Source organism: Bradyrhizobium sp. Arg816 (assembly GCF_029989365.1).
GTDB lineage: Bacteria > Pseudomonadota > Alphaproteobacteria > Rhizobiales > Xanthobacteraceae > Bradyrhizobium.
Map to the genome: position 1 here is coordinate 15,350 of NZ_JAPRAQ010000026.1, position 25,952 is coordinate 41,301.

At 63.7% G+C, this 25,952-nt stretch carries 24 protein-coding genes and 1 pseudogene; 13 read left to right on the top strand and 12 right to left on the bottom strand.

Annotated elements, in window-relative coordinates; all coding sequences use genetic code 11:
• Nucleotides 1–39 precede the first annotated feature (39 nt).
• The 4 genes from OWC48_RS38050 to OWC48_RS38065 are packed head-to-tail and all read left to right on the top strand — an operon-like array spanning nucleotide 40 to nucleotide 3,517.
• Nucleotides 40–885 (top strand): ABC transporter ATP-binding protein, encoded by an 846-nt coding sequence (locus OWC48_RS38050; RefSeq protein ID WP_282524593.1) that lies wholly within the window; start codon nucleotides 40–42, stop codon nucleotides 883–885.
• Complete coding sequence (locus tag OWC48_RS38055; RefSeq protein WP_282524594.1) at nucleotides 882–1,667, top strand: ABC transporter permease; 786 nt, start codon at nucleotides 882–884, stop codon at nucleotides 1,665–1,667. Before OWC48_RS38050 ends, OWC48_RS38055 begins: the two co-directional genes overlap by 4 nt.
• Nucleotides 1,664–2,431 carry an ABC transporter permease gene (locus tag OWC48_RS38060; RefSeq protein ID WP_282524595.1) on the top strand — a complete coding sequence of 256 codons (768 nt, stop codon included), beginning with the start codon at nucleotides 1,664–1,666 and terminating at the stop codon, nucleotides 2,429–2,431. Before OWC48_RS38055 ends, OWC48_RS38060 begins: the two co-directional genes overlap by 4 nt.
• Nucleotides 2,432–2,470: 39 nt before the next feature.
• Entirely contained in the window at nucleotides 2,471–3,517 is a 1,047-nt protein-coding gene (locus OWC48_RS38065) for a peptidase M29 (protein WP_282524596.1), read from the top strand.
• On the opposite strand, the gene OWC48_RS38070 is transcribed toward OWC48_RS38065, so the two are convergent.
• From OWC48_RS38070 to OWC48_RS38090, 5 genes are read right to left on the bottom strand one after another with little or no spacing between them, the layout of a single operon-like run.
• Nucleotides 3,514–4,506, bottom strand: coding sequence for a 3-hydroxybutyryl-CoA dehydrogenase (locus OWC48_RS38070; protein WP_282524597.1), 993 nt, complete (start codon nucleotides 4,504–4,506; stop codon nucleotides 3,514–3,516). The genes OWC48_RS38065 and OWC48_RS38070 overlap by 4 nt on opposite strands.
• Nucleotides 4,507–4,509: 3 nt before the next feature.
• On the bottom strand, nucleotides 4,510–5,598 hold the full coding sequence (locus OWC48_RS38075; protein ID WP_282524598.1) for an NAD/NADP-dependent octopine/nopaline dehydrogenase family protein: 1,089 nt from the start codon (nucleotides 5,596–5,598) through the stop codon (nucleotides 4,510–4,512).
• Complete coding sequence (locus OWC48_RS38080) at nucleotides 5,595–7,121, bottom strand: long-chain fatty acid--CoA ligase (RefSeq protein WP_282524599.1); 1,527 nt, start codon at nucleotides 7,119–7,121, stop codon at nucleotides 5,595–5,597. The genes OWC48_RS38075 and OWC48_RS38080 overlap by 4 nt, the downstream gene beginning before the upstream one ends.
• A gap of 2 nt (nucleotides 7,122–7,123) precedes the next feature.
• Nucleotides 7,124–8,413: an acyl-CoA dehydrogenase family protein gene (locus OWC48_RS38085; RefSeq protein ID WP_282524600.1), complete on the bottom strand. Its 1,290-nt coding sequence runs from the start codon at nucleotides 8,411–8,413 to the stop codon at nucleotides 7,124–7,126.
• A 12-nt stretch (nucleotides 8,414–8,425) separates the two neighbouring features.
• Nucleotides 8,426–9,223 carry an alpha/beta fold hydrolase gene (locus tag OWC48_RS38090; protein ID WP_282524601.1) on the bottom strand — a complete coding sequence of 266 codons (798 nt, stop codon included), beginning with the start codon at nucleotides 9,221–9,223 and terminating at the stop codon, nucleotides 8,426–8,428.
• A 210-nt stretch (nucleotides 9,224–9,433) separates the two neighbouring features.
• Here OWC48_RS38090 and OWC48_RS38095 point away from each other — a divergent pair, with 210 nt between their 5' ends.
• The 3 genes from OWC48_RS38095 to OWC48_RS38105 all read left to right on the top strand — a co-directional run bounded on the left by OWC48_RS38095 (nucleotide 9,434) and on the right by OWC48_RS38105 (nucleotide 12,555).
• Nucleotides 9,434–10,195: an SDR family NAD(P)-dependent oxidoreductase gene (locus OWC48_RS38095; protein ID WP_282524602.1), complete on the top strand. Its 762-nt coding sequence runs from the start codon at nucleotides 9,434–9,436 to the stop codon at nucleotides 10,193–10,195.
• A 31-nt stretch (nucleotides 10,196–10,226) separates the two neighbouring features.
• Complete coding sequence (locus OWC48_RS38100; RefSeq protein ID WP_028156623.1) at nucleotides 10,227–11,063, top strand: enoyl-CoA hydratase family protein; 837 nt, start codon at nucleotides 10,227–10,229, stop codon at nucleotides 11,061–11,063.
• A 241-nt stretch (nucleotides 11,064–11,304) separates the two neighbouring features.
• The gene (locus tag OWC48_RS38105; protein WP_028156622.1) at nucleotides 11,305–12,555 is read left to right on the top strand and encodes a flavin-dependent oxidoreductase; all 1,251 of its coding nucleotides are present in this window, start codon (nucleotides 11,305–11,307) and stop codon (nucleotides 12,553–12,555) included.
• A gap of 9 nt (nucleotides 12,556–12,564) precedes the next feature.
• Here the strand turns inward: OWC48_RS38105 and OWC48_RS38110 are convergent, their stop codons facing one another.
• The gene (locus tag OWC48_RS38110; RefSeq protein ID WP_282524603.1) at nucleotides 12,565–13,023 is read right to left on the bottom strand and encodes a cupin domain-containing protein; all 459 of its coding nucleotides are present in this window, start codon (nucleotides 13,021–13,023) and stop codon (nucleotides 12,565–12,567) included.
• A 27-nt stretch (nucleotides 13,024–13,050) separates the two neighbouring features.
• On the bottom strand, nucleotides 13,051–14,226 hold the full coding sequence (locus OWC48_RS38115) for an ABC transporter substrate-binding protein (protein ID WP_282524604.1): 1,176 nt from the start codon (nucleotides 14,224–14,226) through the stop codon (nucleotides 13,051–13,053).
• A 259-nt stretch (nucleotides 14,227–14,485) separates the two neighbouring features.
• Between OWC48_RS38115 and OWC48_RS38120 the strand changes: the two genes are divergently transcribed.
• From OWC48_RS38120 to OWC48_RS38130, 3 genes are all read left to right on the top strand, one after another.
• Entirely contained in the window at nucleotides 14,486–14,995 is a 510-nt protein-coding gene (locus OWC48_RS38120) for a MarR family winged helix-turn-helix transcriptional regulator (RefSeq protein WP_014493760.1), read from the top strand.
• A 132-nt stretch (nucleotides 14,996–15,127) separates the two neighbouring features.
• Nucleotides 15,128–16,819 (top strand): benzoate-CoA ligase family protein, encoded by a 1,692-nt coding sequence (locus OWC48_RS38125; protein WP_282524605.1) that lies wholly within the window; start codon nucleotides 15,128–15,130, stop codon nucleotides 16,817–16,819.
• A gap of 21 nt (nucleotides 16,820–16,840) precedes the next feature.
• Nucleotides 16,841–17,299, top strand: coding sequence for a RidA family protein (locus tag OWC48_RS38130; protein ID WP_404979872.1), 459 nt, complete (start codon nucleotides 16,841–16,843; stop codon nucleotides 17,297–17,299).
• A 4-nt stretch (nucleotides 17,300–17,303) separates the two neighbouring features.
• On the opposite strand, the gene OWC48_RS38135 is transcribed toward OWC48_RS38130, so the two are convergent.
• The 3 genes from OWC48_RS38135 to OWC48_RS38145 all read right to left on the bottom strand — a co-directional run bounded on the left by OWC48_RS38135 (nucleotide 17,304) and on the right by OWC48_RS38145 (nucleotide 20,647).
• Nucleotides 17,304–18,032, bottom strand: coding sequence for a CBS domain-containing protein (locus tag OWC48_RS38135; RefSeq protein WP_038958576.1), 729 nt, complete (start codon nucleotides 18,030–18,032; stop codon nucleotides 17,304–17,306).
• 91 nt (nucleotides 18,033–18,123) lie between these two features.
• Nucleotides 18,124–19,098 (bottom strand): CHAD domain-containing protein, encoded by a 975-nt coding sequence (locus OWC48_RS38140; protein WP_282524607.1) that lies wholly within the window; start codon nucleotides 19,096–19,098, stop codon nucleotides 18,124–18,126.
• 25 nt (nucleotides 19,099–19,123) lie between these two features.
• Nucleotides 19,124–20,647: a bifunctional aminoglycoside phosphotransferase/ATP-binding protein gene (locus OWC48_RS38145; RefSeq protein WP_282524608.1), complete on the bottom strand. Its 1,524-nt coding sequence runs from the start codon at nucleotides 20,645–20,647 to the stop codon at nucleotides 19,124–19,126.
• Nucleotides 20,648–20,830: 183 nt separating this feature from the next.
• On the opposite strand from OWC48_RS38145, the gene OWC48_RS38150 reads away from it, so the two are divergent.
• Nucleotides 20,831–21,670: a universal stress protein gene (locus OWC48_RS38150; protein WP_282524609.1), complete on the top strand. Its 840-nt coding sequence runs from the start codon at nucleotides 20,831–20,833 to the stop codon at nucleotides 21,668–21,670.
• On the opposite strand, the gene OWC48_RS38155 is transcribed toward OWC48_RS38150, so the two are convergent.
• On the bottom strand, nucleotides 21,667–21,807 hold the full coding sequence (locus tag OWC48_RS38155; protein WP_282524610.1) for a hypothetical protein: 141 nt from the start codon (nucleotides 21,805–21,807) through the stop codon (nucleotides 21,667–21,669). The two genes, OWC48_RS38150 and OWC48_RS38155, sit on opposite strands and share 4 nt — an antisense overlap.
• A gap of 33 nt (nucleotides 21,808–21,840) precedes the next feature.
• Between OWC48_RS38155 and OWC48_RS38160 the strand changes: the two genes are divergently transcribed.
• A complete protein-coding gene (locus tag OWC48_RS38160; protein ID WP_282524611.1) occupies nucleotides 21,841–24,534 on the top strand; it encodes a bifunctional acetate--CoA ligase family protein/GNAT family N-acetyltransferase in 2,694 nt (897 codons plus the stop codon).
• A gap of 9 nt (nucleotides 24,535–24,543) precedes the next feature.
• Here the strand turns inward: OWC48_RS38160 and OWC48_RS46985 are convergent.
• Nucleotides 24,544–24,672 (bottom strand): annotated as a pseudogene (locus OWC48_RS46985) (phage holin family protein); the annotation flags it as partial.
• Between the two features lie 141 nt (nucleotides 24,673–24,813).
• Between OWC48_RS46985 and OWC48_RS38165 the strand changes: the two are divergent.
• Nucleotides 24,814–25,950 carry an ABC transporter permease gene (locus tag OWC48_RS38165; RefSeq protein ID WP_282524612.1) on the top strand — a complete coding sequence of 379 codons (1,137 nt, stop codon included), beginning with the start codon at nucleotides 24,814–24,816 and terminating at the stop codon, nucleotides 25,948–25,950.
• Nucleotides 25,951–25,952: the final 2 nt, after the last annotated feature.

Here is a 25,952-nt window from a genome sequence, read left to right on the forward strand (position 1 = left end):
ATTGCGTGACGTTCGCGCGTGAGTCAAGCGAGAGACGGGATGAGGGTAGTGCCTTCGAGATCGAGCGAATGGGTGAATCCGGTGACGTCGCAAAGGCCGGCTTCTGCGATCATCGAGATCGACCGCGTCTCCCAGGTTTTCCAGACCTCGGCGCGTAAGGATCATTTGGCGCTATCGGACATCTCGCTGACGATCGAGGAAGGAGCCTTCGTCTCGATCCTTGGTCCGTCCGGCTGTGGCAAGTCGACACTGCTTTATATCGTCGGCGGCTTCGTCAACCCGACCAGCGGCGTGGCGAGGATGAAGGGACAGACGATCACGGGGCCGGGTCCGGATCGCGGACCAGTGTTTCAAGAGTTCGCTCTGTTTCCCTGGAAGACCGTGTTGGGCAATGTGATGTATGGCCTGCGCCAGCAAGGTGTGCCTGCCACCGAGGCCGGAGCACAGAGCCAGGCCTTGATCGAGATGGTCGGCCTCAAAGGCTATGAGAACTTTTATCCCAAGGAGCTCTCGGGTGGCATGAAGCAGCGCGTCGCGCTGGCCCGGACATTGGCTTACCACCCTGAAGTTCTGCTGATGGACGAGCCGTTCGGCGCGCTCGACGCGCACACCCGTACACGTCTCCAGAATGATCTCCTGAACATCTGGGAGCGTGACCGCAAGACGGTGCTGTTTGTGACCCATTCGGTCGACGAGGCCGTCTTCCTGTCGGACAAGGTCGTGATGATGTCGAAATCTCCCGGCCGCATTCGGCAGGTGATCGACATCGATCTGCCTCGGCCGCGTCGCCGCAGCGAGCTGTTGCTCGATCCGCGCTACCAGAAATACGTCGTCGACATCGAGCGGATGTTCGACGAGGTCGACGAGACCGGATCGCCGTCATGACATCTCTGGGTGCCGCCGTCAGACGTGCCGCACCGGTGTTCGCTTGCATCGGGCTGCTGGCGGTGTGGCAGGTCGCGTCGCTCGCGCTGAAGAATGACAGCTTTCCGACGGCGATCGAGGCGATCCGCGCAATCCCGGACATCCTTGGCGACAAGGAGTCCCTGATCAATATCCTGGCCTCGCTTCGCCGCATGGCGATCGGGTTCAGTGTAGCCGTGCTCGTTTCGATCCCGCTGGGTCTGTTGATGGGGCGTAGCCGCGCCGTCGCGGCCTTCTTCAACCCGTTTCTGATGGTGATCTATCCGGTGCCGAAAGCGGCGCTGATGCCGATCATCATGCTTTGGCTGGGCGTCGGCGACATCACGAAGACGCTGGTGATCTTCCTCGGCGTCAGCCTCCCTGTGATCTATCACAGCTTTGAGGGAGCCCAAGCCGTCGAAGAGAAGATGCTGTGGTCGGGCGCTGCGATGGGACTTTCGCCGCTGCAACGGCTGGTGCGGATCGTGCTGCCGGCGGCGCTGCCGGAGATCTTGACCGGATGTCGCACGGGTCTCGTGCTGGCGCTGATCACGATGATCACCAGCGAGATGATCGCCCGCCAGTCCGGCGCAGGCAACATTCTGTTCAACGCTTTGGACATGGGCCAATACGACACCGTCTTCGCGATGATCATCATCGTGGGGGCGATGGGAATTTGCCTCGATGCGATTTTTGAGCGGGTCCGCGCACGGCTGGTGCGCTGGTCCGAACCTCAGTTCGACATGCCGCTGAGCTTCTCATGACATCGCGTATTCTCTCAGCAAACGTCGTTCTAGGGCTCGCGCCAATTGTGCTCGTGATCGCGGTGTGGCAAAGCCTCGTATCGTTCGGCTTTGCGCCTGCGGTCTTGCTGCCGCCGCCGGGATACATCTTCAGCAGGTTGCTCCAGCAACTCGTGACGTGGACGTTTCAGCAGGAGATCGCCGCGACCCTGATCCGGCTGTTTGCCGGCTTTGCGATTGCGGTCGTGCTCGGTGTAAGTATCGGCATTGCCGCGGCCGCCAATCCAGCGATCAACGCCGTGGTTCGGCCAATCGTGCGCGTATTGGCGCCGTTGCCTAAAGTCGCACTCTATCCGGCGCTGTTGCTTCTGCTCGGCTTCGGCCACGGATCGAAAATCACGCTGGTGGCGGCCGACGCACTCTTTCCCATTTTGCTGTCCACCTATTACGGCGCATCAACCGTCGAGCAGAAGCTGATCTGGTCGGCCATGGCGGCGGGAACGCCGCGCTATGGAATCTTGTTCAAGGTGGTCTTGCCGGCAGCGATGCCCTCGATCCTGACCGGCTGCCGGATCGGCCTTGTCATTTCCTGCATCGTGGTGTTTCTGGCCGAGATGATCACGTCGACGGACGGGTTGGGGCATGTGCTGGTGACGGCGGCCCGAACTTTTCAGGCCGTCGACATGTTCGTGCCGCTGATCACGATCTCGCTGCTGGGGTTGATCCTGAACGGCTTGCTGGGCGCCTTGCGATCGTATCTCTTGCGGGGCTTCCCCGAAGCGTGATCTGACTGAACAAAGAAACCAGAAGACCGGGAGTGAACCATGCTGGCGGATCGCATCGAGGCAAAATGGATCGACGCGTTTTGCGAGATCTTTGAGCGCTGCGCTGTCAAGGCCGGCGACACCGCGGCGATCCTCTCGGAAACCCAATCGCGTGCGCTGAACGTTCATTTGGCGGAGCTCGCCCTGCTGCGGATGGGCGCGCGGCCGTTTCATGTGGTGATGCCGACGCCGCGTAACCGGAATATCGTGCCGGTTCGCTCGACCGGGGCAAGCGAGGCAATCCAGCGGCTTGGTCCGGTCATCACCGCACTCCAGCAGGCCGGCTTTGTGGTGGATTGCACCATCGAGGGCTTGATGCATGCGGTGGAAACGCCGGAAATCCTCAAGGCCGGCGCGCGGATATTGGTGATCTCCAACGAACACCCGGAAGCGCTGGAGCGGATGGTGCCGGATCCCGCACTCGAGAAGCGTGTTCGCGCGGCGGCGAAGTTGTTGCGTGGGACGAAGCGGATGCGCGTGACATCGAAAGCCGGCACGACGCTCGACGTTGACATGGTCGGTGCGTCCACGGTCGGCGTGTGGGGCTGGACCGACAAGCCCGGCACGCTGGCGCACTGGCCGGGTGGCATTGTGGTCAGCTTTCCCAAGAGCGGAACGATCAACGGGACGTTGGTGATGGCCCCCGGTGACATCAATCTGACCTTCAAGCGCTACCTGGCGTCCCCGGTGAAAATGACGCTGAAGGACGATTATGTTGTCGAGCTGGAGGGCGAGGGCACGGATGCGGCGATGATGCGCGCCTATCTCGCGGCGTGGGGCGATCGCGAGGCCTATGCGGTCTCGCATGTCGGTTTCGGCATGAATCCGGGGGCCCGCTACGAAGCCCTCTCGATGTATGACCAGCGCGACACCAACGGCACTGAAATTCGTGCCGTCTCCGGCAATTTCCTTTTCTCGACCGGCGCGAACGAATTTGCCGGCCGCTACACGGCGGGCCACTTTGATTTGCCGATGATGGGAACGACGATCGAACTCGACGGCGTCGCGGTCGTTCGTGAAGGCGTGCTGCAGGACGTCTTCGGCTAGCTGCGGTCGAGGACCGGTGGGCGCGCCAGGCCGAAATGCCGGAGCAGGTCGACCATGGCCTGAAGCCGCTTCACGCGATAGGCATCGACGTCCATGCCTGAATAATCGAGGAAGCCGGCACCCGTTCGCAAGCCGATGCGGCCCTCTCGCATATTGCGGGAAATGACGTCCGGCGCGCGATAGCGGTCGCTGCCGAGCGCGCCTTCGAGATACCGGCTGGCATAGTACAAGATATCGCCGCCGCCCCAGTCGATGAACTCGAGCAGTCCGAGCACGGCATAGCGGAAGCCAAAGCCGTAACGGATCGCTTTGTCGATCTCCTCGGCGCTGGCGACGCCTTCCTCGACCATGCGTGCGGCCTCGTTCATCGCCAGCGCCTGGATGCGCGGGACGATGAAGCCAGGCGTCGCCGCGCACATCACGGGGACCTTTCCGATGGCTTCGAGCAGCGCCTTGACCTCATCGATGATGGCGAGATCGGTGGCTTTGCCGGGTGAAACCTCGACCAGCGGGATCAGATAGGCTGGATTGAGCCAGTGCACATTGAGGAAGCGGCGAGGGTTCACGATCGCCCCAGCGAGATCGTCGACGAGGATGGTCGACGTGGTCGAAGCGATGATCGTATCCGGGCCGACTTGCTTTGAGGCCGCCCCCAGCACCTCGCGCTTGAGCTCGACGACCTCGGGAACGCCCTCGAAGACCATCCCGGCTTCGGCCAGCGCTGCGCTGCTTCGGCTGGCCGGCACCACCGAAACCCGTGCGATAAGCGGATCGACATCTGCCTCGGTCAGCAGTCCCAGCTTCGACAGGCTGGCAAAGGTCTTCCCGACTTCGTCGAGCGCGTCCGCCTCCAGCCTGGCGAAATCGTCCGCGGAACGGCCCTTGATATCGATCATCGTGACCGTATGCCCTGCGTAGGCGAACGCGACGGCGATGCCGCGCCCCATGCGGCCGGCCCCGAGGCAGACAATGTTGGCGCGGCGGGTCATCGGTTAAAACCCCGTACGGAGAATCGTCTGTAGTTCGGCCTTGCCGAGATTGCCTAGTCCGAGCGTCTCGAGCGTTCGGCCGCCTTGCGCAAAATCCTCACCGCACACAGCGCCGCCGATGGAGAGGAATGCTCTGGCCAGCGGCGTGGATACACCCGCGATGCCGGCAACGGAGACCAGCAGCGATAGCCCAAGCCGCAAATCCTCGCGCATATAGCGGTGCTCGGTCAGCACGATCCGCTCACGCCAGTCGCCGGAATCGGTCAGCCGGTCGTGCGAGCCACGGCCATACATCCAGATCTCGCCTTCTTTGGCGTAGTGGTGGGCCAGCGGGAAATGCGGAGCGCCATAGCCAAGCGCTTCGCGTACGGCGATCCGTTCTGCGTCGAGCGCGTCGGTCACCCGGCGGATCGCGGCTTGCGTTCCTTCCTTGTGGATGTCCCATCGTTCGAAATGCTCGATCGGGCCGGCGTTCATCACGATCAGCGGCGGGTGAATGATGGGCCCAGCATTCATCAGCGCGCCGGAGAGCGCATCGCCGCAGGGCTCGATCGCATCAGGGAAAGCGCGTCCGATCACTTCGAGTGCATGCGCGGCCTGATCGAGCGGAAACACGCCGACCGGCAGCCGCTTGGCACGGATGGTGATTGCGACCTCGAACGGCCCGTGCTTGCGGGTCAGCCAAGGCAGCGTGCCGGTCTCGGCAAAGCTTGCCTTGGCGTGGTTTCCGGCATCCCGCGCGGCTTGGGCGAAGATCATCGAGCCGAACGTGGCGGGCGGCAGGAACACGACCTGGCCGTCCCGCAAATGCGGAGCGAGCAAACGAGCAATGTCCGGCTGCGCGAAGGCAGGGGCGGGGCACAGAATCAGCTCGGTGCCATCAATTGCTTGGGCGATGTCGGTCGTCACCAGCGCGAGCTTCACATCGTGCCGGCCATTATGATCCTTGACCAGGATGTGCGAGCCGGCCGCGCGATGCTCCGTCACCTGATCGGTGTCGCGGCGCCAGAGCCGGACCTCATGCCCCGACAGCGCAAAATCGCCCGCGGCCGCGAAAGAGCCGTTTCCCCCACCCAGAACTGCAATCTTCAAGATGCTTCTCCTTGCGCGCGCGACTGCGCATCAAGCTGCTTCAGCAGGAAATGCTGGACCTTGCCAAGCGCCGTGCGCGGCAGGTCGTTGACGAAGACGATGTCGCGCGGAACCTTGTAACGGGCGAGCTGCGTCTGAAGATGCGCTCTCAGCTCCTCCGCTTCGAGCCGGCAGCCGGACCGCCCGATGACGTAGGCGATCGGCACCTCGTCCCAGCGCGGGTCCGGCCGGCCGATCACGGCGCATTCGCTGACATCGGGATGTTCGAGCAGGACGCGCTCGACCTCGGCCGGATAGACGTTCTCGCCGCCGGAAATGATCACATTCTTCTTGCGGTCGCGGACCCAGAAATACCCGTCGGCATCGCACAGGCCGATATCGCCGGTGCGATACCAACCGTCGTGCAGCGCATCGTGCGTGGCATCCGCATTGCCCCAATATTCGAAGAACACGTTGGGCCCTCGTACGGCGATTTCGCCCGGCGCACCCGCAGGGACCTCATTGCCGGCCTGATCGATCACCTTCGCTTCGCAGCACAGGCCGGCAAGTCCGGTCGATCCCGCGCGCGAAAGATCGCCGCCAAGCCGGGTGTAGACTGCGATGGGGCAGGTTTCCGTCGATCCATAGACCTGAAGCACCGGAACATCGCGCGCCACGAAGCGGTCGATCAGGTGCGGTGGCACGATGGTCGAGCCGGTCGAGACGGCTTTGAGCGACGAGAGATCAGTCGTTGTCCAGGCGGGATGCTCGCTCACGGCCTGGAGGATTGCAGGCACCATCACTGTCAGGGTCGGTCGTTCCCGTTCAATGGCCGCGAGCGCAGTATCCGGCATGAAGCGGGCGTGGATCGTGACGGTCGCGCCAAGCTGCAGCGCCGGCGTGGTCTGGATGTTGAGGCCGCCGACATGGAAGAACGGCAGTACCGTCAGCACGTGATCACCCGAGACCATGTTGTGCATGTGCTGGCTCATGACGCCGTTCCAGAACAAGGCTTCTTGCCGCAGAACAGCGCCCTTCGGCCGTCCCGTCGTTCCAGACGTGTAGACGACGAGCAGCGGGCAGGAGAGATCGGTGTGCGAATTGCGGCCGCTGCCTTCGCTGCGAGCCAGCAGGTCTTCGAATGTCACGCCCCGCGACGGCGCGAAATCGAGGCCGATGACGGCCGTCCCCGGCGCAAGCTCCGGGAGAACTCCCGCAAATGCCTGCTCGAGCACCAGGACCTTTGCGCCCGCATCGGTGAGAATGAAGCGCTGCTCGGCAACCGCCAGCCGCCAGTTCAGCGGCACCAGCATCGCACCCAGTCGCGCGCATGCGTAGAGCAGAACCAGGTAGTCCGGCCGGTTCAGGCTCAGGATTGCGACGCGGTCGCCTCGGCCGACGCCGAGCTCCTGCTTCAACGCCGTGGCGGTGCGCTCGATGCGCGCGGCGAGGGAGGCGTAGCTCAGCCGCTCACCTTCGAAGGCGATCGCCGTCTTGTCTGGCGCGAACGCCGCGTTGCGATCGATCAGACTACAGAGGTCCACGGTCAGTCGTCCGTTTCACCGGCCTCGTACAGCGCCTCGCGCCCGATGCGGTCGAGGCAGAGCTCGGCTGTCCAGGGCAGCATCAGCGAGCCGCAGCGGCTGTCGCGATAGATGCGCTCCAGCGGGAGCGAGCGGAGCATGGCCTGACCGCCGCAGGTGCGGATCGCGAGCGCGGCGAGCTCATTGGCGCCCTCCATCACCGAATATTGCGCGGCATAGGCGCGCAGCACCTGCTCCTTGCTTGGATTGGCGTGGGCCTCGGTGACCGCCTGGAACCAGATCGCCTTGATCTGCTCGAGCTTGATCTGCATCTGCGCGACCGCGATCTGCTTGGTCGGGTACATCCGGCGCTTGACCGGCGGCATGCCCGGCACCTCGCCGCGAAGATAGCGCACGGTGAAATCATAGGCGGCTTGCGCCAGGCCCATATAGGTCGGCGACAGCGTCAGGAACATATGAGGCCAGCGCATCGCCGCCTGGAAATAAACGCCGCGCGGCATCAGCGCGGATTCCTCAGGGACGAACACATCCTTGAACAGCAGCGTGCGAGAGACTGTGCCGCGCATGCCGAGCGGATCCCAGTCGCCGACCACCGAGACACCGTCCGATTTCGCGGCGATCGCGAGGTAAAGGGTGTTGCGGCGCGAGGCTTTTTCGCCCTCCTCGATCTCGGTGCAGAGCACGCCGTAGTAGTCGGCATGACCGGACAGCGATGCAAAGATCTTCTTGCCGTTGACGATCCAACCGCCCTTCACGGGCTTTGCTTCTGTGCCGAACGCGACGCCGCCCGCCGCGGCCGCTCCGCCCTCGGAAAAGGGCTGCGAGTAGATCGCGCCATCCTCGACGATACGCTTGTAATGAACCGCGCGCCTTCGTTCGTGCTCGGCGCGGGTCTCCGCATCCATGTCGAGATCGTCGGCGAGCGGACCTGACCACAGGGTCGAGCAGACGTGCATGTTCCAGGTGAGGGCGGTCGCGCCGCAATAGCGGCCGATTTCGGCTGCCGCCAGCGCGTAGGTTTGATAGTTCGCGCCGAGCCCGCCATGCTTCTTGGGAACCGCGATGCCGAGCAGGCCGACGCGATGCAGGTCGCGATAGTTCTCAGTCGGGAAGATCGCTTCGCGATCGTAAGTCGCCGCGCGACCAGCGAACACGCTCTGGCCGATCTCGCGGGCGCGCGCGATGATGCCGGCCTGCTCGTCGCTCAGGCGGAATGCGACGGGATCGAAGATCGGAGCATCCAGCGCGACCTTGTCGGTTGCGCCGATGTTCTTTCTGACTTGCATGGTCATTGCGCAGCCACCCTACGTTTTGGTCGCGACGGAATTCAGGAACCGGCCGAGCGCTTCGTCGAACGCGTCAGGGCGTTCAAGGTTGGCGAGATGGCCGACACCAGCCAGCTCGACATATTCGGCGGTGGGAATGAATGTTGCCGTCTTTGCCATCATGGGGGCAGGCGCGTTGTTGTCCTTGGAGCCGGACAACAACAGCGTCGGGACGGAAATGTCCTTGAGCGTGCTGCGTTGATCGAAACCCATCAAAGCCAGCATCATGGCGCGATAGCTCGCCTCGGGCACGCTTGCCATGCACTCGCGCGCAAGCTCCATTCCCTTCGGATCAGGATCGTCGCCGACAAGCTCCTTCACCAGGGAGGGAGCCAGCGACTTCATGGTCTCGCCGCGATCGAGCGGCCAAAGCCGCGCCGCGATGAACGATTGCTGCCAATCGCCATCGGCCTTGCCGAAGGCCGGGCTGGTCTGCGCGAGGACGATCGCGCGGGCCAGTTTCGGAGATTGCGCCAGCCATTTCTGCACGATCATGCCACCGATCGAATGGCCGACCAGAATTGGCGTTGTCGCACCAAGCTGCTCAATGAATTGCTGGAGCGCATCGGCAAGGGCCGCAATGCTGACGCTGGCGAGCGGAGCCGATCTGCCGTAGCCCGGCATGTCCCATGCAATTGCGCGGAACTGGGTGCTGAATCTGGTAAGCTGCTGCCGCCAAGCCCGTGCCGCGCCGCCAATGCCATGCAGGAAGATCAGGGGTGTCGCGTCCGGATCGCCCGCGGCTTCATAGGCGAAGCGGCCGTCTTTTGTTATCATTGGCGCAGGCTGCGACACGCGACATCCTTTTGCTCGGCCGGGCGATGCTAACAGGCCTGTGGGGGATGGGAAGCGATAATTTTATACTTAAAGCAATTTTCGGGCCGGTCTCTCGTGCGAAGGCGTTCGCGGCGCTACGGCAGCTTCGTTGCAAAAACTTGAAGGTTAAAATATATCGAGGAACGATCAGCAGAGCCAAGGAGCCAGCGCATGTCCGGATTACCGCACTCGCCGCACGCGCTCGTGACCGGTGGCGGTCGCGGCATCGGCCGCGCCATCGCAGCCTCTCTTGTCGGGGCAGGCGCAACCGTGACGGTGCTCGGCCGGAACGCCGCTGTTCTAGAAGAGGCGGTCAGCGCAGGTGCCGCGCATTTTGCTGCGATCGCCGACGTCTCGAACGAATTATCACTGAAAGCCGCTATCGCTGAAGCGAGCGCGCGAAAGCCGATCGACATCCTGATCGCCAACGCGGGAAGTGCAGAAACCGCGCCGTTCGCGAAATCGGACGCTGCCCTGTTTGCGCGCATGATGGACGTCAATTTCATGGGCGTCGTCCATGCCATCCAGGGCGTTCTGCCGGGCATGAAGGAGCGCCCCTATGGCCGCATTGTCGCAATTGCATCGACGGCCGGGCTCAAGGGCTATGCTTATGTCAGTGCCTACACGGCCGCCAAGCACGCCGTGGTCGGTCTCGTACGTTCGCTTGCGCTCGAGATGGCCGGAAGCAACGTGACCGTCAACGCGGTCTGCCCGGGGTTCACCGATACCGATCTTGTCGCCGGCAGCATCGAGAACATCATCAAGAAGACCGGGAGAAGCCGCGAGCAGGCGATCGCCGAACTCGCGAAGCACAATCCGCAAGGGCGGCTGATCACGCCTCAAGAGGTGGCTGACGCAGTGCTTTGGTTGTGCGGCGAAGGCGCTGGTGCGATCACCGGGCAGGCGATTGCAGTCGCAGGCGGCGAAATCTAGTAGCGCGGAACAAACATAGTTAGGAGATCGCATGAGCAGACCAGCTAATCCTGTGACCGTGCCGCTCGCGGATTATTCGCCGCAGCACTTCCTGCTGGCGGTGGTCGACGGCGTTGCCACGGTGACGCTCAACCGTCCCGAGCGGAAGAATCCACTGACCTTCGAGAGCTATCGGGAACTGACGGATTTCTTCCGCGCCTGCGCTTTCGATGATGCAGTCAAGGCCATCATCGTCACCGGCGCCGGCGGTAACTTCTCGTCCGGCGGCGATGTGTTCGAGATCATCGGCCCGCTCGTGAAGATGGACACCAAGGGGCTGACCGCTTTCACGCGGATGACCGGCGACCTCGTCAAAGCGATGCGGGCCTGCCCTCAACCCATCGTGGCAGCGGTCGAGGGCATCTGCGCTGGCGCCGGCGCGATCATCGCGATGGCATCGGATATGCGGCTCGCGGCGAGCGGTGCGAAGGTCGCGTTCCTCTTCAATAAGGTCGGCCTTGGCGGCTGCGACATGGGCGCCTGCGCGATCCTGCCGCGGATCATCGGACAGTCCCGCGCCTCCGAGCTGCTCTACACCGGCCGGTTCATGACGGCGGAAGAGGGCGAGCGCTGGGGCTTTTTCAGCCGCATCGTCACGCCCGAGCAGGTGCTGCCCCAGGCGCAGTTGCTGGCCAAGCAGGTCGCGGAAGGGCCGACCTTCGGCAACACCATGACCAAGCGGATGCTGGCGATGGAATGGGCGATGTCGATTGAAGAGGCGATCGAAGCGGAAGCCGTTGCCCAGGCGCTGTGCATGACCACGGCGGATTTCGAGCGCGCCTTCGAAGCGTTCGCCAACAAGGTCAAGCCGGTCTTCAGGGGCGACTGAGCCCCGGACTTGCTGCGGGAGGCTAGCAATGGGGATTTGCGCCGCAGTACTTGCACAGAACAGATCAGATTTTCCGCAACAACGTGCGCGACCGGCGGGATCTCGAGGAGCTGAGAATTAAGGCTAAGCCCAAGACCCGGGCCGAGCTCAAGGCGGAGGCGACAAAGCCGCTTGCGGCGGAGTGACCGCCCGTGCGACTTTAGCCCCATTGCCTGGCGTATTTTCGAGTGGAGTAAGGGCGATGAAGGCGATTATCGTCGGTGGCGGTATCGGTGGTCTCACCACGGCATTGATGCTGCGCTCGCGCGGCATCGGGTGCGAGATTTTCGAGCAGGCCGACACGATCCGCGAGCTCGGCGTCGGCATCAACACGCTGCCGCATGCGATGCGGGAGCTTGCCGGTCTCGGTCTCCTCCAGCAGCTCGACGACGTCGCGATCCGCACCGACCAGCTCTATTACCTCAATCGCCACGGCCAGGAGGTCTGGCGCGAAGCCCGCGGCATCGACGCCGGCCATGACGTGCCGCAATTCTCGATTCACCGCGGCCGCCTTCAGGGCGTCATCCATCGCGCCGTCGAGGAGCGGCTCGGACCGGAGGCAATTCACACCGGCTGCCGCCTCGGCGCCTTCACGCAGGACGAGGGCGGCGTCACCGCTTATTTCTTCGACCGCTCGGGCGCGCACATTCATACTGCGCGCGGCGATATCCTGATCGGCGCTGACGGCATCCATTCACGCGTTCGCGACACGCTGTTCCCGAACGAGGGGCCGCCGTGCTGGAACGGCCTGATGCTATGGCGCGGTGCACGCGATTGGCCGCTGTTCCTCACCGGCAAGTCGATGATCGTGGCCGGCGGCCTCAACGCCAAGGTGGTGATCTATCCGATCGCAGAGGGATCGAGCCCGGCGAGCCGTCTCACCAACTGGGCGGTGCTGGTGAAGGTCGGCGAAGGCAATGCCCCGCCGCCCCGGAAGGAAGACTGGTCGCGGCCCGGCCGGCGCGAGGAGTTGATGCCGCATGTCGCGCGCTTCTCGGTGCCCTATATCGACGTCAAGAGCCTGATCTCGGCAACGCCGGAATTCTACGAATATCCGACCTGCGACCGCGATCCCTTGCCTTACTGGTCGTCCGGGCGCGTTACGCTGCTCGGCGATGCCGCGCATCCCATGTATCCGGTCGGCTCCAACGGCGCATCTCAGGCGATCCTCGACGCGCGCTGCCTTGCCGATGCGCTGGTGCGCGCCGAGCATCCGCGTCAGGCTTTGCTTGAATATGAGAAGAAGCGGCTGCCGATGACCGCTGACATCGTCCGCTCCAACCGGCGCGGCGGCCCCGAGGGCGTCATCGACGCCGTCGAGCAGCTTGCGCCCGATGGCTTCGACAACGTCGACAACGTGCTGAGCTATTCCCAGCGCGAGGCGATCGTGCGCGGCTACGCCACCAAGGCCGGCTTCGCCGCCGTGCCGGGACTTGCGGCGGTGCGCGCTTGAGACTCGCTGCTAGCCGCCGGGCGGCGGCGGCGGCAGGAAGTGGATGTTGAACTCGGCGGCCATCGCCACCACGTCCTCGGGCTTCTGTTCCTTCATGTTGTGAAGGCCCCAGAACAAGTCGAACAGCTTTCGGGTCGGCGACACCCAGAACAGCACCTTTGCAGTCTGCTCCGACTTGTTGAAGATGCCGTGCGGCACGCCCATGCCGAGGCGGATCAGATCGCCCGCGGTCGCCTGCGACTCCGAATTGCCGAGCACGAAGTCGAGCTTGCCCTCGAGCATGTAGAGATACTCATCTTGGTCGGGATGGATGTGCGGCGGCACGAATGTGCCCGGCGGCAATGTCGCGTGCCAGGAGAAGCTGTGCTCGGTATTGCTCTTCGGCACATAGGTCTGGCCGAGGATGTTCCAGGAAATGCCCTGGATCCCTTCATTGGCCCGTGTGATGCCGGTGATCTCGCTCTTCATTGCAGTCCTCCCGTAACGCGATGCAGCTTAGTTTGCCGCCTTGCAGTCCTTGGCATAGCGGTCGCCATAGTTCTCGAAGACCTTCTCAACGATCTCGGTCTGGAACTTGCCGTCCGCACGCTTGGCGACCTTGGTCAGATAGAAATCCTGGATCGGATAGCCGTTGGTGTTGAACTTGAACGCGCCGCGCAGAGAGGTGAAGTCGGCCTTCTTCAGCGCAGCCCCAACCGCATCCTTGTTCGAGAGATCGCCTTTCACGGCCTTGACTGCGCTGTCGATCAGCATCGCGGCGTCATAGGCCTGGAAAGCGTAGGTGCCGGGCACGACGTTGTAGGCGGCTTCATAGGCCGCGACGAACTTCTTGTTCTGGGGATTGTCGAGATTGGGCGCCCAGTTCGCGCCGCCGAACATGCCGACGGCCGCATCCTGCTGCGCCGGCAAGGTCGATTCATCCACCGTGAAAGCCGAGAGCACCGGAATGCTGTCGGCAAGGCCGGCCTGCCGGTATTGCTTGACGAGATTGACGCCGAGGCCGCCCGGCATGAACGTGAACAGCGCATCGGGCTTCTGCGACGAGATCTTGGAAATTTCCGGCTGGAAGTCCAGCGTGTTCAGCGGCATGTAGGATTCTTCGACGATCTCGCCCTTGTAGTCGAGCTTGAAGCCCGCCACTGAATCCTTGCCGGCCTGATAGTTCGGCACCATCAGATACATGCGCTTGTAGCCGCGATCCTGCGCGACCTTGCCGAGGATCTCGTGGACCTGGTCGTTCTGGTACGATGTCACATAGAAGAACGGGTTGCAGTCCTTGCCGGCGAAGGTCGATGGGCCGGCGTTGGGGCTGATCAGGAACGTCTTGGACTCCGTAATGGGGCGGTGGATCGCCTGGAGGATGTTGGAGAAGATCGGGCCGACCACGAAGTCGACCTTGTCGCGCTCCAGTAGGCCCTTGACCTTCGTGACCGCCGCGTCGGGCTTCAACTCGTCATCGGCGACGATCACCTCGACATCTCGGCCGCCCATCTTGCCGCCGAGATCTTTCACGGCGAGCGCAAAGCCGTCGCGGACCTGCTGGCCAAGCGCGGCGGCGGGGCCCGACAGGGTCACGACCACGCCCAGCTTGATCTTCTCCTGGGCGAGGGAAGGGCTCACCGCGGTGCCGAGCAGCAGGGCGGCAGCGGCAAAGGTCATTTGCGTCTTCATGATGTGTCCCCCGTGACGATCGGGCTTGCGCAGCAAGCCGCGTATTCCAATCCAAGCTTATGCCGATGATGGCGGCCGCGGCAAGCAAGCTCAAGGCGTGGCCATCCTGCGGGCAGTGGCGTATGCAAGCGGCGCGCCAGTTATTTGAAGCCTAAAGAAATTCGGTGCGGTCGATTGTTGCAGCTTTGGGCTTGCAGCCGGGGCCGATTTATTTGAAGCTCAAAACGTTGGGGAATCCGTGCTGGCGCCAAGGCCGGCCATGAGTGACTGCATCGAGATGCTCGATTCCGAGACCAAGGCCGTCGAGACGCCGGAGGACCACGCCGAAGAGCTTCGGCTGTGGCTGCGTCTGCTCACCTGCACGACGCTGATCGAAGGTGAAGTCCGCGGCCGCCTGCGGCAGCGCTTCGACGTCACGCTGCCCCGGTTCGACCTGATGGCGCAGCTCGACAAGGCGCCCGACGGCATGACGCTGTCCGACGTCTCCAAGCGCATGATGGTGTCCAACGGCAACGTCACCGGCCTCGTCGAACGGCTGGTGGAATCGGGCCATCTCGACCGGCGCACCTCGGAGACGGACCGCCGCGTCCAGGTGATCCGCCTCACAAAGCTGGGCCGCGCCGAGTTTCGCAGGATGGCTGCTGAGCACGAGACCTGGATTGCCGATCTGTTCGCCGACCTGACCCCGAAGGATGTCCGCGAATTGATGCGGCTCCTGGCCAAGACAAAGGCATCGGCGCAGAAATCGGCCGGTCGCCGCCGGCCGTAGTCCGCCAGTCCCACCTTGCCGCAGGAAAATGCATGGGATGCCCAAAATCCGCTATTGCGCCGAATTGTTTTAAGCCTAAAATGTTTTCCAGATGATGCTGCCGGGTGCTTTCCATGCTGAAAGGAGCGTGCGATGGCCAACGCCGCTAAGGCTCAAGAGTCGGGTTCGTATGACGGCAACGCCGCGACGGCCCACGTCGATACATTCGCACGGCAGCATCTGCCGCCGCGAGAGTTCTGGCCCGAATTCATCTTCACGCGGCCGGAGCTGCACTATCCGCCGCGATTGAACTGCGTCAGCTATTTTCTCGACCGCTGGGTCGAGCAGGGCCACGGTGACGCGTCCTGCGTCATCAGTCCGGCCGTCAGCTACACCTATCGCGAGCTGCAAGCGCTCGTGAACCGCATCGCCAACGTGCTGGTTCGCAAGCTTGGTCTCGTAACCGGCGGACGCGTGCTGCTGCGCTCCGCCAACAACCCGATGATGGTTGCGACCTATCTCGCTGTGATCAAGGCTGGCGGCATCGTCGTGGCGACTATGCCTCTGCTGCGCGCCAAGGAACTATCTTATCCGATTCAGAAGGCGGAGATTGCACTCGCGCTCTGCGACGGAAAACTCTCGGAGGAGATGGAGAAGGCGAAAGCGGCAGCGCCCGGCCTCAAGCACGTGGTCTATTGGGGCAACGGCGCGTCGGACTCGCTCGAGGCGCTGATTGCTGATGCGAGCCCGGAGTTCAAGGCGGCCGATACCGCCGCCGATGACATCTGCCTGATTGCCTTCACGTCGGGCACGACGGGCGATCCCAAGGGCACCATGCATTTCCATCGGGATATGCTGGCGGTCTGCGACGGTTATGCGCACAACATCTTGAGGGCGGAGCAGAAGGATCGCTTCGTCGGTTCAGCGCCGCTCGCCTTTACCTTCGGCTTCGGCGGCGTGTTGTTTCCGATGCATATCGGCGCTTCCTTCGTCGTGCTGGACAAGACGACGCCGGACGACATGCTAACGGCGATCGAGCAATACAAGACCTCGGTCTGCTTCACCGCGCCGACCGCCTATCGCGCCATGATCGGCAAGCTCGCGGGTCGCGACATCTCTTCGCTGCGCAAGTGCATTTCTGCCGGCGAGACCCTTCCCAAGCCGACATTCGATGCCTGGCTCAAGGCCACCGGCATCAAGCTGATGGACGGCATCGGTTCGACCGAGCTGCTGCACATCTTCATCAGCGCGACCGAGGACGAGATCCGTCCCGGCGCAACCGGCAAACCCGTGCCGGGTTACGAAGCAAAAATCGTCGATGACGACGGCAATGACCTGCCGCCGGGCACGATGGGGCGGCTCGCGGTGCGCGGCCCGACCGGCTGCCGCTATCTCGCCGACGAGCGGCAGCGCAAATACGTCCAGAACGGCTGGAATATCACCGGCGATACCTATCTGATGGATAGCGACGGCTACTTCTGGTACCAGTCGCGCTCCGACGACATGATCGTGTCGGCCGGGTACAACATCGCGGGCACGGATGTGGAGGCGGCGCTGCTGACGCATCCATCCGTAGCCGAGTGCGGCGTCGTCGGTGCGCCGGACGAGGCGCGTGGCATGATCGTAAAGGCTTATATCATCGCCGCCTCCGGTGTGACGCCGGACGCTCAACTCGCAGCGGAGTTGCAGGAGCATGTCAAACGTGAGATTGCGCCTTATAAGTATCCGCGCGCGATCGAGTTCGTGGCGCAACTGCCGAAGACCGAGACCGGCAAGTTGAAGCGATTTGCCCTGCGGCAGTTGGCGCAGGCTGCAGCGACGTCCTCTGGCGTTGCGGCGGAATAAGAGAAGGATGAAGAATTGTCCGTGACGACGCCGAAAGGCCCGCACCTCGCGGTGCTGCCGACAGCAGCCGAGGGCGAAACCGGCTCCAGGGCGCAGGTGCTCCAACCGTCCGGCTGGCCGCTACCGAAAGGCTATGCCAACGGCATGGCCGCCGAGGGACGCATCGTCGTCACCGGCGGCGTGATCGGTTGGGACGCCGAAGAGCGTCTCGCGGACGGCTTTGTCGCACAGGTGCGCCAAGCCCTGAGCAACGTCGCCGAGATATTAGCCGAGGCGGGTGCGCGGCCCGAGCACCTCGTGCGGCTGACCTGGTACGTCGTCGACATGGACGAATACCTGGCGAACCTGAGGGAGCTCGGCAAGAGCTACCGTGCCACCTTCGGTGCGCACTATCCTGCGATGGCGCTGGTGCAGGTCGTCCGCCTCGTCGAGAAGGCGGCGCGCGTCGAGATCGAAGCCACCGCCGTCATTCCCCGCTAAGCGCCTAGCTGGCCCTGGCGAGATCGTCGTCCTCGGGCGAATTCAGATAGACGCCCGATACGGTGTCGACCCAGCACAGATGGTCGTGCACCTTCTTGACGCCCTCGACGTTCTCCGCCGCAACGACGGCAGCCTGACGCGCGCGTTCCTCAGTGATGACACCGCTGAGATGAACGATGCCGTCCCGGACGATGACGTTCAGTCCGAACGGGCACCAGTCATTTTTCTCCATGGTGTCGATGATGCGGCCGCGAATGTGATCGTCGTCGGCCGTCGGATCCGGTACCTCGCGGGCGAGCCCCGCCACCGCCTGCAATAGATTGGCGCGCGAGACGATGCCGACGACCTTGTCGCCGCGCACCACCGGCAGCCGCTTCACGTTGTTCCGTTCCATGAGATCGACGATCTCCGCGAGCGCCGTATCCTCGGTGATGGTCACGACCGAGGCGGTCATCACCTCCGAGACCTTGCGGCCATGCTCGTGGACGAAATCGCTGGCGGAGTTACCGGGGCCGAGGATGAACCGCAGCCAGCGGCCTCGCTTGCGCCCGGTGCCGATTTCGCTGCGGCGGACGAAATCCCCCTCTGAGACCACGCCGACCAGCTTGCCGGCATCGTCGACCACGGTGAGGCCGCTGACGTGCCGCTTCAGCATGATGTTTGCCGCCTCGACGATGCTGGTGTGGGGGGCAACCGAGATGACCGAGCGGGTCATGATCTGGTGGGCGCGCATGGGGAAGCTCCGCAAGTTCACACGATATCGATGTGTGGAGCTTAGGTCACCGGCAGGAAGCTGATTTGACTTAAGTCAAGCTGGTCCGCACCTAATCCTCGGGCTCTGCATTCGGGGCGAGGTCGGAGGAGCGGAACGGCTTGGCCTTGTCCAGTTTCCGGTAGGCGTTCGAGGCGGTCCGCAACAGTTTCTTTTGCCGCTTCCGGTTGAGGAAGCGAATGCCCGCCTCGGGGACGGCCTCGTTCAGTGACGCTGCCAGGGTTTGCCCTCGCGCATCGTCGTTCAATCGCCCGAGGGACCTCTGCGCCTTGCGCAATTGCTTGAGGATCGACTTCTGCTTCGTCAGCGATTCGTCCGCAAACAAATCCTCCAGCGACTCGATCGAATAGGTCAGCCGCTTGTTGAGGAGCCGCAGCTTGTGCCGTTTTTCGACGTCGAGCTTGCGGAGTTTCCGCGCCTTCCTGAGCAGCGTCGTTTCCCATTCCGTGAGCTGCGCCGTCGCGTGGTCGGCGAGCGGGCAGCGGCGCAATCGGATGGCCTCCTTGCTGCGCCGGGTCGACCAAGGACCGCTCTCGATCCAGGCCCAGGTCTGCTCGACAAGACGGCGATACCGCGCCGATTGCAGCGCGCGCGCCAGCAGGCGGTGGCTCTCGGCGCGCTTCTCGTCCCAATGCTGAAGCTCGGCAATCACGTCAAGCTCGCCTCCGCTCTCGGCGATAACCCGCTCGATCGCCACGTCGAGGTCGCGCACCATGCCGAGCTGGCTGTTCAGCCATTTCAGTTCGGCCCAGACATTCGGCCGCAGGGCATCGTCGACCATGGGCGAGAAGAAGCGGATGGCGGTGCGCAGATGCGTCAGTGCGATCCGGATCTGATGCAGCGCCTCCGGATCGCCGTGGCAGGTGCCATCGTGCTGGGCGAGGACGGCATCGAGGTGACGGCGGGCGATGATCCGGAACGCGGTGTCGCAGGCCATGCCGGGGCTGAGGCGGCCGGGCAGAACATTGCGTCGCGCCGCAGACTTGGCGCGAGCGGTCGCCATCGAACTCGTGGTGGGTCGCGCCATCCTAGCCCGCGCCAATCAGATTGCCTTATTTGCCCTCAGCGATTACGTCCCGGCAGTTCTGGAGCGTCTGCGCTTGTGTCCCGGATGCATCGATGGTCGCCCAACCGACATGGCCGATATTATAGTGCTCTTGCTGCGCGGCAACCTCTTGCGTGGCGTCGGACGCGTCGCCCCGGCGGCTACCGATTCGCGCCTGGCGGGTGGCGAGGTCGGAGACGAGGAATAGTCCATTGAGCGGTACGCCGCACTCGCGTGCCAGGGCGGCCACCTCGTCTCGCTCGGACTCGCGCGCAAAGACGGCGTCGACGATCGCCGAATGGCCTTGCGCCAGAACCTGCCGGGCGCGCTGCATCAGCACCTCGTAGACGCGCGCCGTCACGTCAGGCCGGTACGTGGACGGCGGTAGCCGTTCGGTGTGTCCCACCTGAAACAGCTGCTTGCGAATGACGTCGCTGCGCAGCACGACGGCGCCGGGCTGTGGCGTCACGGTGGGCGCCAGCGTGCGGGCGAGCACGGATTTGCCGGTGCCCGACAGTCCGCCAACCGCGATCAGGCGAGGGGCGGGTTGATGAATCAAAGCCTGGGCGAGCTCGAAATAGCGGCGCGCCTCGTCGAGAGTGCCGGGGCCGTCGGCATCAGGCCGCCTCAGCCGCGCCAGCGCCACCTGCGCACGGATCGCCGCGCGAATGGACATGAACAGTGGCAGCGCAGCCAGGGCGTCCAGCGTTTCGTCGGGCGCCGTCATCAGATACTGGTTCAGGACGGCATTGGCCGTGGCCGGCTGGTCATGGCGCAGCAGGTCCATCAGCGCGAATGCAAGATCGTAGAGCACGTCCACAGTCGCCATCTGCGTGTCGAATTCGAGCGCGTCGAACAGGACAGGCTGCCGATCGATCAGCACGATATTGGCAAGATGCAAGTCGCCGTGACAGCGGCGCACGAAGCCGTGGCGCGCGCGTTCTTCCAGTGTAGCGCGGACGCGCAGAAATGCCTGGTGTGAGGCTTTGTCGAGCTGATCAACCTCTGTTGCCTCGAAATGGTCACCGCTGAGCAGCCCGGTGCTGTTGCCATCGATCAGCGCAGGAATGGAGGCAATCCATGCGGTGCCGTCCGCGACGGGCGCTCTCGCATGCGACGCCGTGATCGCATCCGCGATGGCCGGGGCAAGCTCTGCATCCAGCGGGCCGGCTTTTGCCACATGGTCCAGCGTCCGGTTTTCGTCGAAGCGGGACATGTCGACTGCATACTCGACCGGCCGGCCGCGACCGTCGATCTTGATCGATCCATCCGGCTCCTCCGTGATCGCCACGACGCGGTGATAGATTTGCGGCGCGAGCGGTCGGTTGATCCTGATCTCCTCTTCGCAGGCCGCCTCGCGCTTTTCGAGCGTCGAATAGTCGAGAAATGGAAACTTGACTGCTCGCTTGATCTTCAGCGCGCGTGTCCCGTCCAGAAGCACCGAGGCTGCGTGCGTGTCGATCCGCTTCACACCAGGACGCGCGCTCAGCGCTTGGAAGACCCGTTCCTGAGTTGCAAAATCGTCCGTCATCTCTGCGAGCAAATCCAGATGCACCGGCGGTGAGGCCGCAGGCTAACTCCTAGAGGTGGATCGAAGCCAGTCCTTGACATCGGTCAAAGCCTGTCGTCGGTTGGCTGCGCGGTGTTCCCACCTTGAGGAGGATCAAGCTTCCCGGCGAAAGGTGGCTTATCCTAACCGGTAAGGAGAATCCCGATGCCCATCAAGGATGTCTTTCTGCCCCTTGTCGGTCAACCGCGCGGGCCGGCCCTCGCTGCGATCGCGACATGCGTGGCTGTCGCCGCAGACCTCGGCGCCAGGATCACCGCGCTCGCGCTCGAGGAAGACGATTTCGTGCGGCCGAAGGTCATCATCCCTGGTGATCTCGATTCCGCGGAGGCGAGCGGTTCGCGTGAGGTAAGCGACGTGCAGCAACTCCTCGACGCCTTCACCAAGGCAGCCTCCCGCGCCAACATTCGCGCCCAAAGCCGATCGGCCAGGGTACCGGCGGACCAGATCGCGTCGATCCTGGCCGAGCATGCGCGCTTCAGCGATCTGACGCTGGTCCCCGTGAGGCCGCATGACAGTCGCACCGAGCACATCATCGAGACCTTCCTGTTCGAATCCGGCCGGCCGTTGCTGCTGTGTCCGGAACAGCATGTGGACGAGCTGCGACCGGAGTTCGAGAACGTCATGATCGCCTGGGATCACTCTGCCCGTGCCGCGCGGGCGGTCGGCGACGCGCTGCCCATTCTTCAGGCTGCGGCATCCGTCCGGGTGGTCACGGTGGCGGACGACAAGACCGATGCGATCGTGCAATCCGGAACCGCGCTCGTCGACCATCTGAGGGAACACGGGGTCTACGCCTCGTTCGAAACCACGAAGGGCGACGGCAGCTCGATCGGCAAGGTGCTCGGAAGCTGGGCGAATTCCCATGCCATGGATGCGATCGTGATGGGCGCGTACCATCATTCACGCCTGAACGAGATCGTCTGGGGTGGTGTGACAAAGACCGTCATTGGCCAGCCACCGTGCTGGGTTATGATCTCGCACTAAAGCATGATCCGGAAAAGTGCGTAGCGGTTTTCCGAAAAGATCATGCTCAAACAACAACCTAAAGCGCGATGACGATTCATCTCAATCTCATCGCGCTTTAGGCGCATCGCCAGTTTATCGGCCTGATCGCCAACCATCGAAACCGCCACCGACCGCGCGAATTTGCTTTCATGTCAACCTATCGCTTGAAGAATCTGCTGTCGCCGCGTTCGGTAGCGCTTGTCGGAGCGAGCGCCCGCCCGGTCTCCGTCGGCCGCGCCGTTCTCGAGAACATTCACAAGGCCGAATTCAAGGGGCGGTTCGGCCTCGTCAATCCGCGGCATGCCGAGATCGGCGGCATCACTGCGGTGGGCAATCTGGACAGGCTGGACTTCGTGCCCGAGCTCGTGGTCATCACCGCTCCGGCGCGAGAGGTCCCCGGCATCATTGACCAGGCCGGACGTCGCGGCTCGGCCGGCGCGCTGATCGTTTCGGCGGGCCTCGGTCACGGACCAGGATCCCTGCACGAGGCCGCAATCGCTGCGGCGCGCAAATACGGCATGCGGCTGATTGGGCCGAACTGCCTCGGCATCATGATGCCCGGCGCCAGCCTCAATGCCAGCTTTGCCGCGCACATGCCGGGGGCGGGCAACCTCGCGCTGATCTCGCAATCCGGCGCGATCGCGGCCGGAATGGTGGATTGGGCTGCGCAGCGCGGCGTCGGGTTCTCCGGCATTGTCACGATCGGCGATCAGATCGATGTTGATATTGCCGACTTGCTCGATCATTTCGCGATGGACCACAAGACCCGCGCGATCCTGCTCTACATCGAAGCCATCAAGGACGCGCGCAAGTTCATGTCGGCGGCGAGGGCCGCGGCGCGCGTGAAGCCGGTAGTCGTGGTGAAGTCCGGCCGCATGACGCAGGGTGCCAAAGCGGCGGCAACCCATACGGGCGCGCTCGCCGGCGCCGACGCCGTCTATGATGCCGCGTTCCGCCGTGCGGGCGTCCTGCGGGTCTCCGATCTGCGCGAGCTGTTCGATTGCGCCGAGACGCTCGGTCGCGTCGAACCGCCGGCGGGAAAGCGTCTCGCCATCCTCACCAATGGCGGCGGCATCGGTGTCCTGGCCGTGGATCGGTTGGTGGACCTTGGTGGAATCCCGGCGTCCATCTCGGCTGAGACGCGCAAGAGCCTCGATGCAGTGCTGCCGCCGACCTGGTCCGGTGCAAATCCCGTCGACATTGTTGGTGATGCCGATGCATCGCGCTACGCGGCGGCGCTGGAGGTGCTGCTCGCCGATCCTGATAATGATGCCGTCCTTGTCCTCAACGTGCAGACCGCGATCGCCCCGGCGGCCGGCATCGCCGCGACAGTGACGGAGCTCGTCGGCAAATATCGCGAGCAGCAGCGCCGATTGGCGAAGCCCGTGCTGGCGGCTTGGGTCGGAGCCGATCAGAACATCGTTCAGGCGCTCTCCGGTGCGGGCATTCCGAATTATCCGACCGAAGATGATGCGGTGCGCGGCTTCATGCATCTCGTGAGGCATCGCGAGGTCGTGGAGGAGCTGAGCCAGGTTCCTCCCGCGATGCCCGACACGTTCGTGCCTGACGCCCGGGCTGCCAGGCAGATCGTCGCCGCTGCGATCGCGGACGGCCGCAAATGGCTCGAGCCCATCGAGATCAAGCACCTGCTCGGGGCCTATGACATCGCGATGGTGCCGACCCGTGCTGCTGATGATGTCGAGCAGGCCGTCGCCTACGCCAGCGAGATGTTCGCGCAAGGCGTCACAGTCGTGCTGAAGATCATGTCGCGCGACATCGTCCACAAGTCGGACGTCGGCGGCGTCGTCCTCAATCTGACCACGCCGGAGGCCGTGCGTGCGGCTGCCACCGACATTCTCGCGCGGGCGAGAAAGCTCCGTCCCGAAGCCCGCATCGAGGGCGTCATCGTGCAGGCGATGGTCGTCAAGGCGAAGGCGCGTGAGCTGATCCTGGGTCTTGCCGACGATCCCACCTTTGGCACCGTCGTCGTCTTCGGCCGGGGCGGGACGGCGGTCGAGATCATCAACGACAAGGCACTGGCGCTCCCGCCGCTCGATCTGCAACTCGCCCGCGACCTGATCGGCCGCACGCGCGTATCACGGCTGCTGAAGGCCTATCGCGACGTACCCGCGGTCGAGCAGGACGCCGTCGCGATGGTGTTGGTCAAGCTCGCCCAGATGGCCGCCGACATTCCCGAGATCCGTGAATTCGACATCAACCCGTTGCTTGCGGACGAGACCGGCGTGACCGCGGTCGACGCCCGCGTCGCGGTGGGGCCGCCGCAGCGTAAATTCGCCGGCTCCGGTCCGGCCAACTTCGCCGTCCGGGCCTATCCGTCGCAGTGGGAGCGGCGCCTGGCGCTCAAGGACGACTGGCGCATCTTCGTACGGCCCTTGCGTCCCGAGGACGAGCCGACCATCCACGAATTCCTGCGTCACGTTACGGCGCACGACCTCCGCCTGCGCTTCTTCGCGCCGATGAAGGAGTTCACCCACGAGTTCATCGCGCGCCTGACCCAGCTCGACTATGCGCGCGCAATGGCCTTCATCGCATTCGACGAAGCGACCGGCGAGATGGTCGGCGTGGTCCGGCTGCATTCGGACTCGGTCTATGAGAGCGGCGAATATGCGATCCTGCTGCGGTCCGACCTCAAGGGCAGGGGGCTCGGATGGGCGTTGATGCAGTTGATCATCGCCTATGCGAGGTCGGAGGGTCTGAAGACCATCTCGGGTGATGTTCTCAGGGAGAACACCACAATGCTTGAGATGTGCCGCCAGCTCGGCTTCGACGTTAAGCCGGATTCGACCGAGCCCGACCTCTGTGACGTCAGGCTCAAGCTCTGATCGTTCCGATCACGAGTGCGCTTCGCGCGATGCGGCGGGTTCCGTGGCCGTTTTCCGCAGACTCTTGACGATGATCGCGATCAGCGGCACCAGCACCGGCACAATCGTGCTGAGCGGATGATGGACCGCGCCTGACACCTAGCCCGGCGACCCGGCGCCCTTGATTTGCGTCAAGGGACGGCGCGCGGTCCTGGTCTTGAGACAGGTCAAACCGGCCGCCACATGCTGGCCTAGAAGTGGCGCCTGAATGGGGACCGATTGTCCCGATGAGGTGGAAGCGTGAACTCCGAACCGCTGTTGCTGGCAACGCCCTCCGGCGATGTGCTGAAATTGCGCCCGGAAGGGCCGTGGACGGCAGCCAACGTGTCGGTGCTCGAAACGCTGTCCCGATCGGTCGGAGCGGATGTCGATCGATCCAGTGCCGTGACGCTGGACATGTCCGGCGTCAGCGCGCTCGACACGCTCGGAGCCTGGATCCTGGAGAAGTTGTCGCGCAGGGCCGCATCTTCCGGCAGATCGGCCGAATTCGTCGGCGTTGCCGATCATTTCAGCGGCCTGATGGCTGAGGTGCGTCAGGTCAACCGCCGCACCCCAACGCCTGCGACCGCACCAAACCCGGTTCTGCTCAGGCTCGGCGATCTCGGCAAAGCCACGGTTGGCGCGCGCGAAGACGTTACGATCTTTCTTCAAATGCTGGGCGCATTGTTCGTCGCCCTGATCGGCGTGCTGCGCCGGCCACGCTCGCTGCGGCTGACATCGCTTGTCTATCAGCTCTACCGGATCGGCTGGCAGGCCATTCCGATTGTCGTTCTCATTACCTTCCTGATCGGTGCCATCATTGCCCAGCAGGGGTTCTTTCATTTCCGCAGGTTCGGCGCGGAGTCCTACACCGTCGACATGGTCGGCATCCTGGTGCTGCGCGAGCTGGGTGTGCTGATCGTCGCCATCATGGTCGCCGGTCGGTCGGGGAGCGCGTACACCGCCGAGCTCGGCTCGATGAAGATGCGCGAGGAGATCGACGCGCTCTCGACCATGGGCCTCGATCCCGTCCATGTCCTGATACTGCCGCGCGTTGCGGCCCTCGTCATCGCGCTGCCGATCCTCGCGTTCATTGGGGCGGTTGCGGCGCTCTATGGCGGAGGACTGGTCGCGCAATTCTACGGCGGCATGGCACCGGCGATCTACATCGCGCGGCTGCATGAGGCCATCTCCGTCACCCATTTCGAGGTCGGCATCCTGAAAGCGCCCTTCATGGCGCTGGTGATCGGGATCGTCGCCTGCAGCGAAGGATTGCGCGTGAAGGGCAGCGCGGAATCGCTCGGGCGGCAGACGACTACGTCGGTGGTGAAGTCGATCTTCCTGGTGATCGTGCTCGACGGCCTGTTCGCGATCTTCTTTGCTTCGATCGGAATGTGACG